The 13,371-nt window shown below is 54.1% G+C and carries 12 protein-coding genes; 11 read left to right on the top strand and 1 reads right to left on the bottom strand.

Annotation, left to right across the window (positions count from 1 at the left end; translation table 11 throughout):
- The 10 genes from SHM7688_RS19970 to SHM7688_RS05595 all read left to right on the top strand — a co-directional run.
- Window positions 1-288: hypothetical protein (locus SHM7688_RS19970; RefSeq protein ID WP_233486595.1), on the top strand; the 288-nt coding region annotated here is incomplete at its 5' end.
- Entirely contained in the window at window positions 285-1,148 is an 864-nt protein-coding gene (locus tag SHM7688_RS05635; RefSeq protein ID WP_058239061.1) for a hypothetical protein, read from the top strand. The genes SHM7688_RS19970 and SHM7688_RS05635, both read left to right, overlap by 4 nt.
- Window positions 1,149-1,383: 235 nt before the next feature.
- The gene (locus SHM7688_RS05630; protein ID WP_058239060.1) at window positions 1,384-1,686 is read left to right on the top strand and encodes a helix-turn-helix domain-containing protein; all 303 of its coding nucleotides are present in this window, start codon (window positions 1,384-1,386) and stop codon (window positions 1,684-1,686) included.
- Window positions 1,679-2,899 carry a type II toxin-antitoxin system HipA family toxin gene (locus SHM7688_RS05625; RefSeq protein ID WP_058239059.1) on the top strand — a complete coding sequence of 407 codons (1,221 nt, stop codon included), beginning with the start codon at window positions 1,679-1,681 and terminating at the stop codon, window positions 2,897-2,899. The genes SHM7688_RS05630 and SHM7688_RS05625 overlap by 8 nt, the downstream gene beginning before the upstream one ends.
- 309 nt (window positions 2,900-3,208) lie before the next feature.
- A complete protein-coding gene (locus SHM7688_RS19560) occupies window positions 3,209-3,406 on the top strand; it encodes a hypothetical protein (protein ID WP_144432507.1) in 198 nt (65 codons plus the stop codon).
- A 148-nt stretch (window positions 3,407-3,554) separates the two neighbouring features.
- A complete protein-coding gene (gene mads1, locus SHM7688_RS05615) occupies window positions 3,555-3,749 on the top strand; it encodes a methylation-associated defense system helix-turn-helix domain-containing protein MAD1 (RefSeq protein WP_058239057.1) in 195 nt (64 codons plus the stop codon).
- A complete protein-coding gene (locus SHM7688_RS05610; protein WP_058239056.1) occupies window positions 3,746-5,293 on the top strand; it encodes a type I restriction-modification system subunit M in 1,548 nt (515 codons plus the stop codon). Before mads1 ends, SHM7688_RS05610 begins: the two co-directional genes overlap by 4 nt.
- The gene (locus SHM7688_RS05605; protein ID WP_058239055.1) at window positions 5,290-6,552 is read left to right on the top strand and encodes a restriction endonuclease subunit S; all 1,263 of its coding nucleotides are present in this window, start codon (window positions 5,290-5,292) and stop codon (window positions 6,550-6,552) included. The genes SHM7688_RS05610 and SHM7688_RS05605 overlap by 4 nt, the downstream gene beginning before the upstream one ends.
- Window positions 6,553-7,728, top strand: coding sequence for an AAA family ATPase (locus SHM7688_RS05600; protein WP_058239054.1), 1,176 nt, complete (start codon window positions 6,553-6,555; stop codon window positions 7,726-7,728).
- Window positions 7,721-10,822 (top strand): type I restriction endonuclease subunit R, encoded by a 3,102-nt coding sequence (locus SHM7688_RS05595; RefSeq protein WP_058239053.1) that lies wholly within the window; start codon window positions 7,721-7,723, stop codon window positions 10,820-10,822. Before SHM7688_RS05600 ends, SHM7688_RS05595 begins: the two co-directional genes overlap by 8 nt.
- 18 nt (window positions 10,823-10,840) lie before the next feature.
- On the opposite strand, the gene SHM7688_RS05590 is transcribed toward SHM7688_RS05595, so the two are convergent.
- Entirely contained in the window at window positions 10,841-11,758 is a 918-nt protein-coding gene (locus SHM7688_RS05590; protein ID WP_058239052.1) for a GIY-YIG nuclease family protein, read from the bottom strand.
- A gap of 478 nt (window positions 11,759-12,236) precedes the next feature.
- Here SHM7688_RS05590 and SHM7688_RS05585 point away from each other — a divergent pair, with 478 nt between their 5' ends.
- Entirely contained in the window at window positions 12,237-13,115 is an 879-nt protein-coding gene (locus SHM7688_RS05585; protein WP_058239051.1) for an ArdC family protein, read from the top strand.
- Window positions 13,116-13,371: the final 256 nt, after the last annotated feature.

Here is a 13,371-nt window from a genome sequence, read left to right as displayed (position 1 = left end):
TGGAGGCGAGTACCGGAATCGAACCGGTGTACACGGATTTGCAATCCGGAAAATTTCGTTGATTTTAAAGGGGAAAATTGTAAACGGACTTGTTTCGTTCAGGATCGCTTTTCAATAGGTTACAAGCCCCAGGTAAACGGTTCTTCACAGGTTCTTGCTCTGGCGAAAAGGCAAAGAAAAACCGCTGAGGGGGCGGCCACCCACCTCAACGGCATAGAAGAATGTTTCCGTCCCAATACCTACGGCATTTCCGGTCAGACCTCAACCCAATTGGCGGTGACATCATGAGCTGGCGCATCGCAAACGAATGCGCCGAGCGCCGCTTTGGCAGCGCTGCGCGCAAGCAGATCATCATGTTTCTGGCCGACAAGGCGAGCGATGACGGCTCAGGAATTTGGTGCTCCAAGGGGACGATCCAGCGCCACACAGAGCTCAGCGAGAGCACGGTGAAGCGCACCATCATCGACTTCCTGCGCGAAGGCATTCTGATTGAGACGGGGCGGCGGCACTGCAAGAATGGCTACACCGTCATTTACCGCATCGTTCTGGAGCGCGTGGCCGCGCTCGAAACCACGGCCGAGCCCGACATTGAGACGGGGGTCACTGTGAACCCCGTCCAGCCTGAACCCGGTACGGGGTCCACGGTGAACGGGGTACGGGGTTCACGGTGGACCCCAAACCATCCTAAAACCATCCATAAACCACCTACGCGCAGGCGCGAGGCGACGGAGGAGGTTGAAGATCTTGAAGCTGAGAAGATCTTGGCGGCCTATCCCGAAGACAGGATCCGAGACCGGCGAACCAGTCTGCGCCTAATCGCTGCGGCCCTGAAGGCCGGTGTGAAGCTCGATGATCTGAAGCAGGCTGTCAAAGCCTACGCGAAGGAAAGCGAGGGCTACACGCGCAGCAAGGTCTGTTTCTCGGACAACTGGTTCAAGATGCGGCGTTGGGAAAAGGGGCTGGCCCAGATCCTGGCCGACCGAGAGAAAGCGCGAGAGGCCGAAGCCAAGGGGCGCGCCAGCCTCGCCGAGTGGATCCACGAGCGCCATCCCTTGTGCCGCCACATCACCAGCCGGCAGATCGAGGATTTGATCGCTTCAAAGCTAGTGACGCCTGAGCAGGTGCGCGCTGCGGGGCTGCAGGCGTGACTTTCGAGGGAAGGGAACGCAATCGTTTCGTTCGAGCAGACGTGTTGGATGAGTGCGGTTAGGTAGCTAGGCCATGTTTCGTAATGGTAACCTTAATGCCCCCAATGTTATACTAAGCTAACATAAGATGTGGCTGGTGTGGCGGCGTTGGGTTATGGAGCTAAGCGATGAAATTTGACATTAATGTTTTATCAGCGTAACATTGAGGCGCTTAGTGTCGCTTGGAGATATCATTATGGCTGTTCCGATCAAAATGCCCAGGGCGGCGCGTAAGGAGCTGGTGGCACTTGGGGAAAACATTCGTGTTGCTCGACTGCGCCGCAAACTGACCGCTGAGATTGTTGCGCAGCGTGCTGGCACAACGCGGCAGACCATCGCCAAGATCGAAAGCGGGAACCCCGCAGTCAAGATCGGCACCTACGTTGCTGTATTGCAGGCGCTCGGCCTCCTGAAAGGCTGGGGGGATCTGGATGATCCGGTTGGCGAGCAGATGGCCCTGGATGACCTCCCGCAGCGTGCGAGACTGAAAAATGGTTGAGGTCTGGATCGACTGGAAGGGGCTGAAACGGGTTGGCACGCTCCACCGCACAGCGGGGCGCGGTCGAGAGCGGGTGTCCTTCACCTATCATGACGATTGGCTTGCCGACGAAAACGCCTTCGGGCTTTCGCCAAACATGCCTCTCGTTAAAGGGCAATTCGTCCCGGAAGCTGGGCAAGACATGCTCGCACCACTTGGGGATTCTGCCCCTGATACCTGGGGCAGAACGGTGATGCGGCGCTATGAGGGGCGCATGGCAGAGGCCGAGGGGCGACGTCCGCGCGTGCTGCAAGAAACCGACTACCTGCTTGGCGTAAATGACGAGACCCGTTTGGGTGCGCTGCGCTTCATGGTTGATAGCGACTTTCAAGCGCGCGAGGGCATCGGCGTGCCTGCGCTCGTCAGCCTCGGGGACTTACTTCATGCGTCTCAGCGCGTTTTGCGCGGGGAGGAGACCGCTGAGGACCTGAAAATGCTGTTTGCTCCGGGCAGTTCTCTGGGCGGCGCGAGGCCAAAGGCCAGTATCCTCGATCAACACGGCCGTCTTTCTGTCGCCAAGTTCCCAAAGGAGACGGACACCTATTGCGTAGAACGCTGGGAAGCCATTGCATTGGAGCTCGCAAGACGCGCCGGAATTACGGTCTCTGATCACACGCTTGAGATGGCAGGCGACAAACCGGTTTTCCTGTCCCATCGGTTTGACAGGAACGAGGACGGCAGGATCCCGTTCATCTCAGCTATGGCGATGCTGGGCGGCAAGGATGGCGAAAGCTACAGCTATTTGGACCTGGCCGATATCATCACCTCAGAAAGCGTCACGCCTGACCAAGACCGCGAGGAACTCTACCGGCGGGTTGCCTTTTCCATTCTCGTGACGAACCTCGATGACCATATGCGCAATCACGGATTTCTGCGTGGGCGTGGCGGCTGGCATCTCTCACCGGCCTACGACATCAACCCTGTGCCGAACCAGCCGCGTGTGCTCAAGAGCTATGTCGACGATGACAACCCGGATGCCAGTATCGCCCTGCACCGCGCGCAACATGAATCCTATCTTCTCGAACGCGGCGAGGCAGATCGCATCATTGCCGAGGTGGCCGAAGCGACTATGGCTTGGCGTGTCGTTGCCCGTACATTGGGGGCTCCGGAGAAGGAGATCAACGAGATGGCGACAGCCTTCGAGCACGAGGAAGCTGATGTGGCGCGTGCGTGAACTGGGGCCGCTGTTGAATTGGATTGACCGAAAGCCGTTTGGCAGCAACGGGATTTTGAGGTCCTTGGCCAATCCGATGCGTGATGACGTGGCAGGTCGATTTTGGAGTGCCGAACTCAGACCCTCAACGCTGTGTTTCTGATTGCTGAACATAAGCGGGCAGCCGTGCCGGACGCGGGGCAAGCCCCGCTTCAACAAGAAAATTCCCCTGCGCCAGCGCATTCCTCGCGAGGCAACTTTCTCGCTGACAGCCCCTTGGTGCCAGCTTTGGTCATGTTCATCGAAACACTCAAAGTGAGGATCAAAAAAATGGCTACTCAAACTCTGAAACTGAACGTCAAATCCGGCGAAAAAGACGGCAAGAACTTCTGGGACCGCTGCGGTGTCCTCTTCGTCAACACCGACGACAGCGGCAACATCACGTCGATCAACGTCAAACACAGCATGTTCCCCGACGTCGACATGGTTGCCTTCCCACGTCGCGATGAAGATCCGGTCACCGAATGACTTCAGCACCAGGGCGGGTTCACCGCCCTGGAACGCAGCCAGGGAACTGCTTCACGCTGAACTCGACGACCTCAAGCAAGCCAAGCTTGCCGCTTCTCCTCCTTTCAACTAGTTTCAACCCATATCCCTCAGAGAGGACATTTTCGAAATGCCCAACGAAGACATTTTGACCGTGAAAGAGCTCGCTGAGTATCTCAAGATCGCTGAGAAAACGGCATATCGGTTCGCATCTGAGGGCAAGGTTCCGGGGTTCAAGGTGGGAAGCGCGTGGCGATTTCGCAAAAGCGAGATCGACCGCTGGATTGCCGAGCAGGAACAAAAACAAGAAGGGGAGCAAAAATGACCGGGCAACAACAGGCTGAGGCATTACGCCGCGAAATCTGGAGCATAGCAAACCGTGTACGTGGTGCAGTCGACGGCTGGGACTTCAAGCAGTTTGTCCTGGGCGCGTTGTTCTATCGCTTCATCAGCGAGAACTTCACCAACTACATCGAAGGTGGCGACGACAGCATCAATTATGCGGGTATGTCCGACGCAGAAATCCCCGACGAAGCTAAAGTCGATGCAGTCAAGACCAAGGGCTACTTCATATATCCTAGCCAACTATTTCAAAACGTGGTGAAAACCGCGAGCAAGAACGACAGCCTGAACACTGATCTTGCCGATATTTTTTCAGCGATTGAGGCTTCGGCCAGCGGCTACCCGTCCGAGCAGGATATCAATGGTCTCTTCGCTGATTTCGACACCACCAGCAACCGTCTAGGGAGTACGGTCAAACAGAAGAACGAAAGACTGGCTGAGGTCCTCAAAGGCGTGGCTGGCTTGCCGCTTAAATTCGACGACAACGAAGGCGACTTGTTCGGCGACGCCTATGAGTTCTTGATCTCGAACTACGCCGCCAACGCGGGCAAATCCGGCGGCGAGTTCTTCACGCCGACCCACGTGTCCAAGCTCATCGCCAAGCTGGCCATGCACAAGCAGACCAGCGTCAACAAAATCTACGATCCGGCGGCCGGGTCTGGGTCTCTGCTTTTGCAGGCCAAAGAAGAGTTTGAGAGGCACATCATCGAAGACGGCTTCTTCGGGCAGGAGATCAACTACACCACTTACAACCTCGCCCGCATGAACATGTTCCTGCACAACATCAACTACGACAAGTTCAACATCCAGTACGGCAACACACTGGAGGACCCGCACTTTCAAGACGACAAGCCCTTTGACGCCATCGTGTCGAACCCGCCCTATTCGGTGAAGTGGAAGGGCGCGGATGACCCGACGCTGATCAATGACGAACGCTTTGCGCCCGCTGGGGTGCTGGCCCCAAAGTCGAAGGCCGATTTTGCCTTTGTCCTTCATGCGCTGCATTATCTGTCGGCCAAGGGGCGGGCTGCGATCGTTTGCTTCCCTGGTATCTTCTACCGTGGCGGCGCGGAGCAGAAGATCCGCAAGTATCTGGTCGACAACAACTTCGTCGAAACGGTGATCGCGCTCGCGCCGAACCTGTTTTTCGGCACGACCATCGCGGTGAACATTCTGGTGCTGGCCAAGAACAAGACCGACACGGCCGTTCAGTTCATCGATGCGACCGAGGAGGATACCTTCTTCCGCAAAGGCACGAACAACAATTTTATGGAAGATCGGCACATTGGGCGGATCATGGATCTGTTCGACAGCAAGAAGAACGAGCCCCATGAGGCCGAAACCGTCCCTTACGACAAGATTGTCGAGAAAGACTACAACCTTTCGGTCAGCGCCTATGTGGAGCCAAAGGATAATCGCGAGGTCGTGAATATCACCAAGTTGAATGCTGATCTTGAAACCACTGTTACCAAGATTAAGCAACTACGTGCAGACATCGACGCCATAGTTGCGGAGATCGAGACATGAGCAAACTTAGCTTTCTCGAAAGGCTGCTTGATGGGGCGTCTTTAGAGTGGAAGCCGATGTCTGTTGTTGCAGAGGTGCGAAGCGGCTGGGGCTTCCCAAGAGCCTATCAAGGAGAAACGGAGGGTTCTTGTCCTTTCTACAAGGTCAGCGACATGAACCTTGTTGGCAACGAAACAACGATGGTTACTGCGAATAACTACATCGATGATGCAACAGCTGCGAAACTAGGCGTAAAGCCTGCGCCTGCAGGCACCATTATCTTCCCAAAAATTGGTGCGGCGATTGCAACAAACAAAAAACGACTATTGTCGGTGCCTTCGGCGTACGACAATAATGTTATGGGGTTGATTCCCAATGAAAAAGTCGTTTCCAGGTTTCTTTTTCATTGGATGCAGATTGTAAATCTTAGCTCTCTTGCCAGTGACTCTGGCGCTGTGCCTTCAATTAGGAAGAGCGACATGGAGAAGCTCTCAGTCCCCATTCCAAGCCCCGAAGATCCCGATAAGTCGCTGGTGATCCAAGCGGAGATTGTTCGGATTTTGGACAGCTTCACCGAGCTGACAGCCGAGCTGACAGCCGAGCTTAAGGCCCGCAAGCAGCAATACAACCACTATCGAGAGCAATTGTTGGATTATGAGGGCAAAGATGTTGAGCATTTGCCCATGGGCGATGAGCGTGTGGGATCCTTCACGCGCGGCGGCGGTCTTCAAAAGAAGGACTTTGCAGAGTCTGGGGTGGGCTGCATTCACTACGGTCAAATTTACACCCATTACGGAACCTATGCCCACACAACGAAAAGCTTTGTTTCAGAAGAGTTTGCGAAGAAAGCCCGCATGGCAAAGCCGGGCGATTTGGTGATTGCGACTACGAGCGAGAACGACGAGGACGTCTGCAAGGCCGTCGCTTGGCTTGGTGATGAGGATATCGCGGTCAGCAGCGACGCATGCTTTTACTCGCACAAGTTAAATCCCAAATTTGTCGCCTACTTCTTCCAAACAGAGCAGTTTCAAAAACAAAAACGGGTTCACATTACTGGCGCAAAGGTCAGACGTGTGAATGCCGACAACCTAGCCAAGATCTTGATCCCTGTCCCTTCTGCCGAAGAGCAAGACCGTGTTGTCGAAATCCTCGACAAGTTCGACACGCTGACCACATCGCTCAGTGAGGGCTTGCCGCGTGAGATCAAGTTGCGTCAGCAGCAATATGAATACTACCGCGACCTGCTCTTGAGCTTCCCCAAACCCGAGGAGGCCGCGTAAATGAGCCAGACCCTCGAGGAGATTGCAAAGCAGCTACGGGATGCCAACAAAAAGGTGCAGCTGATCTACGCGTTCAATGGCACTGGCAAAACCCGCCTGTCCCGCGCCATGAAGGAGCTCATTGCCCCAAAACCCGAAGAAGGTGAAGACGGTGAACCGTCTCGCGAAAAGGTGTTGTATTACAACGCGTTTACGGAAGACTTGTTTTACTGGGATAATGACCTGTTGGGTGATGCTGAGCCCAAGCTTTTGATCCAGCCGAACACTTTCACTGACTGGATTCTTGGGGAACAAGGCAAAGGCAATGAGATCGTTGCGAACTTCCAGCACTATACCAACAAAAACCTGACGCCCGTCTTCTTGGAGAAGGACGGGCAGAAGGCCGGAGAGAAGACCTATCCTTCGGTCTCATTCTCCATCACGACAGGAGATGACGAAGCCACCACAGGCATCAAGATTTCAAAGGGTGAGGAAAGCAACTTCATCTGGAGCATCTTCTACACGCTGATCGAAGAGGTGGTTTCGGTCCTAAGTGTTCCTGAGTTTGGAGATCGAAGCACCAATCAGTTCGACAAGCTCGAGTATGTTTTCATTGACGACCCAGTCAGCTCGCTGGACGACAACCATCTTATCGAGCTGGCGCAGACCCTGGCGACGCTGATCAAGGATGCACCGCAAGACGGCCCCAAATTCATCATCACGACCCACAATCCGCTATTTTTCAACGTCCTTTTCAATGCGTTGAAGAGTGGCTTCAAGTATCAGTTGTCGCAGCATGAGGACGGCACGTTTTCTCTGGACCGTTGGAACAACGACAGCCCGTTCTCGTACCATCTGCATTTGATCGAAAAACTTAAGACTGCTTCTGACGGCGATGGGTTCGAGAAATACCACTACAACCTTCTGCGAAACATCCTGGAGAAGACTTCGACCTTCATGGGGTACGAGGACTGGGCGGACCTGCTGCCTCGAACGGCAGAAGGGACTAGCGACGCCTATTTGAAGCGCATTGTAGATATTTCGAGCCATTCAAAGCACGCTGGAGACGAACAGCCCCAGCTTTCAAAAGACGACAAGCGGGTCTTAGGATACCTCCTCAGTGAGACAGCCAACAAAAAGTACGAGTTCGCTGAGCGATATCGGATGCTCGTCAAGGAAGAGGCGAAAAATGGTTGAGCAGACGAAAACCATAGCGGAAACGAAGAACTTCATCGTCCTCGACAAGTACACCAAGGAGTGGGACGCCGCCGATCGCTACCAGAGCGAAGATGATTTGGAGCGCGAATTGGTTCAGGATCTGGTCAATCAGGGCTATGAGTTCCTGCCTGCTCTCACGACCCCAGATGCCATGCTTGCCAATGTCCGGGTGCAGCTGGAACAGCTGAACAACGTCGCGTTTTCAGATGATGAATGGAAGCGATTTGTCGAGACCTACCTCGACAAGCCAAGCGACAGCATCGTCGACAAGACCCGTAAGATCCACGACGACTACATCCACGATTTCGTCTTCGACGACGGACGTATCCAGAACATCTACCTCGTCGACAAGAAGAACATGGCCCGCAACAAGCTGCAGGTGATCAAGCAGTTCGAGCAGGTCGGCACCCACGCCAATCGTTATGACGTGACGATCCTGGTCAACGGGTTACCATTGGTGCAGATCGAGCTGAAGAAGCGCGGCGTGGCTATCCGGGAGGCCTTCAATCAGATTCACCGCTACAGCAAGGAAAGCTTCAACAGCGAGCATTCCCTGTTCAAGTTTCTGCAGCTCTTCGTGATTTCGAATGGCACCGACACCCGGTATTTCGCCAACACGACCAAGCGTAACAAGAACAGCTTCGACTTCACCATGAACTGGGCAAAGTCCGACAATGAGCTGATCAAAGATCTCAAGGATTTCACCGCAACTTTCCTTCAGAAGCGTACGCTGCTGAACGTTCTGTTGCAGTATTCTGTTTTCGATGTCAGCGACACTTTGCTGATCATGCGGCCTTACCAGATTGCGGCGACTGAACGCATCCTTTGGAAGATCAAAAGCTCATATGAAGCCAAAAACTGGAGGAAGCCTGAGGGCGGTGGTTTCATCTGGCACACCACGGGTTCCGGCAAAACGTTGACCAGTTTCAAGGCGGCACGGTTGGCAACCGAGCTGGATTTCATCGACAAAGTCTTCTTCGTCGTGGACCGTAAGGACCTCGACTACCAGACCATGAAGGAATACCAGAGGTTTTCCCCTGACAGTGTCAACGGTTCCGACAGCACGGCCGGGTTGAAGCGCAACTTAGGCAAGGACGATAACAAAATCATCGTCACGACGATCCAAAAGCTGAACAACCTGATGAAGTCAGAGGGTGACCTGCCGGTATATGACCAGCAGGTGGTCTTCATTTTCGATGAGTGTCATCGCAGCCAGTTTGGCGAGGCGCAGAAGAATCTGAAGAAGAAGTTCAAACGGTTTTACCAGTTTGGCTTTACCGGAACGCCGATCTTTCCTGAGAATGCGCTAGGGGCTGAAACGACCGCGGGGGTGTTTGGGCGCGAGCTGCATTCTTATGTGATCACCGATGCTATTCGCGACGAAAAGGTTCTGAAGTTCAAGGTCGACTACAATGATGTGCGTCCCCGGTTCAAAGCCATCGAGACTGAGCAAGACGAAAAGAAGCTCAGCGCTGCTGAAAACAAGCAAGCGCTACTTCATCCAGAACGTATTCGGGAAGTCTCTCAGTATATTCTGAACAACTTCCGTCAAAAAACCCACCGGATGCAAGCGGGTAGCAGTGGGTTCAATGCCATGTTTGCTGTCAGCAGTGTGGATGCCGCGAAGCTCTACTATGAAACCTTGAACGATCTGCAGGGCGGCAGTGAAAAGCCGCTGAAGATCGCCACGATCTTCTCGTTTGCGGCCAACGAACAGCAAGATGCGATCGGTGACATTCAAGACGAGAGCTTCGATGTGTCAGCGATGAATAGCAGCGCCAAGGAGTTCCTGAGTGCCGCAGTCAAAGATTACAATTCCTTTTTCAAAACGAACTTTGGTGTCGATAGCAGTGGCTTTCAAAACTACTACCGCGATCTTGCCAGCCGGGTTCGCTCGAAAGAAATCGACTTACTGATTGTCGTCGGCATGTTCCTTACAGGCTTTGACGCGCCAACACTAAACACCTTGTTTGTCGACAAAAACCTTCGCTTCCATGGCTTGATGCAGGCGTTTTCCAGAACCAACCGGATTTACGACGCGACCAAGACCTTCGGCAATATCGTGGCGTTCAGGGACCTTGAGCAAGCGACCGTTGATGCGATCACGCTGTTCGGTGACACGAACACAAAGAACGTCGTGCTTGAGAAGAGCTACGACGAGTACATGAATGGTTTCGTTGATCAGGAAACTGGCGCGGCGCGACGCGGGTTTATTGATGTTGTGAAGGAGCTCACCGAGCGCTTTCCAAAGCCGGACGATATTGTCAAAGAAGTAGATAAAAAGGAGTTTGCGAAGCTCTTTGGTGAGTATCTGAGAGTTGAGAATGTGCTCAGAAATTACGACGAGTTTTCAGCATTGAAAGCCTATCAGGGGCTAGATTTAGCAGATGCCGCTGCCGTTGAGGGGTTCAAGCAAAAGCACTATTTGCGCGACGAGGACCTACGCGACCTGGAGGCAATAGAACTGCCTTCAGACCGAGCAGTTCAAGACTATAGATCAACATACAACGACATTCGCGATTGGCTGCGCCGGGAAAAGTCTTCGGCAGAGCAAGAACAAAGCAACATCGAGTGGGATGATGTCGTTTTCGAAGTGGACCTTTTGAAATCGCAGGAAATCAACCTCGACTACATTCTCGAGCTCATCTTTGAGAAAAACAAAAAAGTGAAGAGCAAAGGGGATCTGATTGAGGATGCTCGCCGCGTCATTCGCGGTAGCCTTGGAAATCGAGCCAAAGAGAGCCTGATTGTGGACTTTATCAACCAGACTGATCTTGATCAGATTGATGATAAGGCAGGCGTGATCGATGCATTTTTCTCTTTTGCTCAGGCAGAGCAGCGCAAAGAGGTAGAAGAGCTTATCAGATCGGAAGATCTAAATTCTGATGCAGCAAGGCGCTATATTTCTGCATCCATAAAACGCGAATTTGCAAGTGAAAACGGTGCTGACCTCAATGCCATACTCCCCAAAATGAGCCCGCTAAATCCGCAGTTTCGGACCAAGAAGACGACGGTCTTCGAGAAGATTGCAGCTTTTGTCGAAAAATTCAAAGGTGTTGGTGGGCAGGTCTAACCAAGACGTTGGGGTGCTCTACGATGGCTGTTTTGCTTCTGCTTGTTGCCAGTCGTGATACGTCTGCTTCGATCCCTTGACCTTCCACTCCAGGCGTCCGTTGCTGTTTCGGTCCAGGACGACAGCAGCGGCGGCTGAAGGACTGTTGAATGACCAAGGTTTCGTGAAGCGGAGTTTTTGATTGCCGTCGGCGACCAGAGTGCCGTCGGATATGAGCTTTTCCTTCAAGCTGCCATAGCTTTGTTGGGCATAGCCGGTTTCGGTGAGCGCCTCGGACCCTTCCAGTACAACAAATTCGCCATCTTCTTCGACAGCGGTCGCCTTGACGCCGCTCTTGTGGCGGATCTCGAACTGCACTTCTCCTTCGGTCCGCTCTTCAACTGGCTTAGCTGTTTGCGTCACCGCGCGCGGTTGTGGTTTGAGCATATCCAGACCGATCACGGGCAGGATGATACGCAGATTTGATAGAAACTGCTCCATGTTTGCGACGTCAGCCTCGGGCAATCGTCGCCTGCTGGTGTCCGGCTGCGTGCCGTTATCCAACGTGACGCGGCCTGCTTGGGCAGCTTGCTCTATGAGCCGCGCCTCCAGATATTCCGCGTGCCCTTTGGAAAGGTCATCATCACTTGTGGTGATGGTGATGGCAGTTTCCCAGAAATCTCTTTTGATCGCGCTTTGCTTGATCCTCTCAGCTACGGAATTTCCGGAGCCAATATAGGTGCGGGTTGCACCGGCGTTTTCGGGATCAGGGCCCGATAGGATATAGATGCCGGTCCGATCGACCTCTTCACGAGCAGTAAGGTCGCCGAAAGCTGAAGCGCCGCTTACAAAAAGCAGTCCTGTCCAACCATGGATTGTCGCTTTTCGCAGCCCAGTTGGCTTCCCGTCGACGAGGAAAAGCTGGATTGTTCGACCGAATGAGCCCTCTGTTTGCACGATTTATTCCTTGAAAACATGATTCTAATAGTTTCTTGCACAGCATACTTTAATCACGAAATTACATGATTGTCGTCCCGAGAGGACGGCTTTTGCAAACGGACTGCATCAGGGCTCAACGGGCCGATGGCCCGCTCACCCCGATCCAGACATCATTCTTTTTGGTTGGTCCGCCCAACATCCCTGACCGTGGCGGTCAACCTTGGGCCATCCCCAAAATCAGCCACCAATTTCCCCTGTCTCGCAAGCGAGCCATTCCTCGCGCAGCAAATTGGCGTCTGATTTTGGCGCAGACATTTTCTTCGCAAATGTGGCCGATTGACAGCCCCGTTCCGGGCCGTGGGTCGGGCTTTGCCCTCTCCCACTCTGTTCCGCCGAATACATGCGTATTCGGTCAGATCAGGTGGCCGAGGCGCAGCCCATCAGCGGAAGGGGTCACGAAGCCTCACCCGCGTCACTTTGATTGAGGAGGCCACAAATGGCACCGAAGTTTGATGTTTATGCCCATGTCACCGACACCATTATTGCAGAGATGGAGGCAGGCACGCCGCCGTGGCGCAAGCCGTGGACCGGAAGCGCGTCCGGTATTGCCTTGCCAACACGGCACAACGGCGAGGAGTATCGCGGGATCAACATCCTGATGCTCTGGGTCATGGCGGCCAAGCACGGGTATGTTTCCAGCCGCTGGATGACCTACAAACAGGCGCAGGAACTGAGCGGCCAAGTCCGCAAAGGTGAAACGTCGTCGACCGTGGTCAAATACGGGACGTTCACCCGAGAGAACGAATTGGGCATTGAGGAAGAACTGCCCTATGCGCGCGCCTATCGTGTGTTCAATGCCGATCAGATCGAGGGTTTGCCGGAGGACTACTACATCCGGCCCGAGGCCCCGCGCGATCTTGGCACGGTCGAAGATCCTGAGCTTGAGGCGTTTTTTAGCCGAACAGGGGCAGAGATCCTCACCAGCGATGACCCACGAGCCTATTACAGCCCCGCCAAAGATCACATCCACATGCCGCCGATTGCCACCTTTCACAATGCGGCAGGCTACTATGGGACGTTGGCCCATGAGATGATCCATTGGACCGGCAGCGAAAAGCGGCTTGAGCGGATCAAGAAATTTGCGAACCGCGAAGCCTATGCCTTTGAGGAGTTGGTGGCGGAAATCGGCGCTTGTTTTCTTGGTGCCCAGATTGGTGTCCCGCCGGAATTCGACCAAAGCGCCGCCTATGTCGAAGGTTGGTTGAAAGCGCTCAAAGAGGACAAGCGGGCGATTTTTCGTGCGGCGTCCGAGGCGCAGAAAGCCGCCGATTTTGTCCTAGCAGCCTCAGGTCAATCGAAAGCGGCCGCAGCATGAGCGGCCCCGCAATCTTACCCCCGATGACGTGCCGCAAATGCGGCGCGTCAAATCCGGTGATCTTTCTTGCGCCGGTCATCGTGAAAGGCAGTTGCTCCTGTATTTGCTTGGATTGCGCCGAGGCTCGTTCGTGGCTCGATCCGGACGGCAACTTGAAGTCTGGTGTTGAGCTTTGAGCACCTGCGCCCCGCCTCATGTGGCGGGGCGTAGGCACTTTCAACGAGATGCAAAATTGTGGCCCGTGCTGCAGCGCACG

The organism is Shimia marina (assembly GCF_001458175.1).
Lineage (GTDB): Bacteria > Pseudomonadota > Alphaproteobacteria > Rhodobacterales > Rhodobacteraceae > Shimia > Shimia marina.
This window is presented reverse-complemented; position numbering and strand designations above follow the sequence as displayed.

Coding starts and splice junctions, on each gene's coding strand:
- SHM7688_RS05635 (WP_058239061.1), top strand. CDS start 285: ATGAGCTGGCGCATCGCAAACGAATGCGCCGAGCGCCGCTTTGGCAGC.
- SHM7688_RS05630 (WP_058239060.1), top strand. CDS start 1,384: ATGGCTGTTCCGATCAAAATGCCCAGGGCGGCGCGTAAGGAGCTGGTG.
- SHM7688_RS05625 (WP_058239059.1), top strand. CDS start 1,679: ATGGTTGAGGTCTGGATCGACTGGAAGGGGCTGAAACGGGTTGGCACG.
- SHM7688_RS19560 (WP_144432507.1), top strand. CDS start 3,209: ATGGCTACTCAAACTCTGAAACTGAACGTCAAATCCGGCGAAAAAGAC.
- mads1 (WP_058239057.1), top strand. CDS start 3,555: ATGCCCAACGAAGACATTTTGACCGTGAAAGAGCTCGCTGAGTATCTC.
- SHM7688_RS05610 (WP_058239056.1), top strand. CDS start 3,746: ATGACCGGGCAACAACAGGCTGAGGCATTACGCCGCGAAATCTGGAGC.
- SHM7688_RS05605 (WP_058239055.1), top strand. CDS start 5,290: ATGAGCAAACTTAGCTTTCTCGAAAGGCTGCTTGATGGGGCGTCTTTA.
- SHM7688_RS05600 (WP_058239054.1), top strand. CDS start 6,553: ATGAGCCAGACCCTCGAGGAGATTGCAAAGCAGCTACGGGATGCCAAC.
- SHM7688_RS05595 (WP_058239053.1), top strand. CDS start 7,721: ATGGTTGAGCAGACGAAAACCATAGCGGAAACGAAGAACTTCATCGTC.
- SHM7688_RS05585 (WP_058239051.1), top strand. CDS start 12,237: ATGGCACCGAAGTTTGATGTTTATGCCCATGTCACCGACACCATTATT.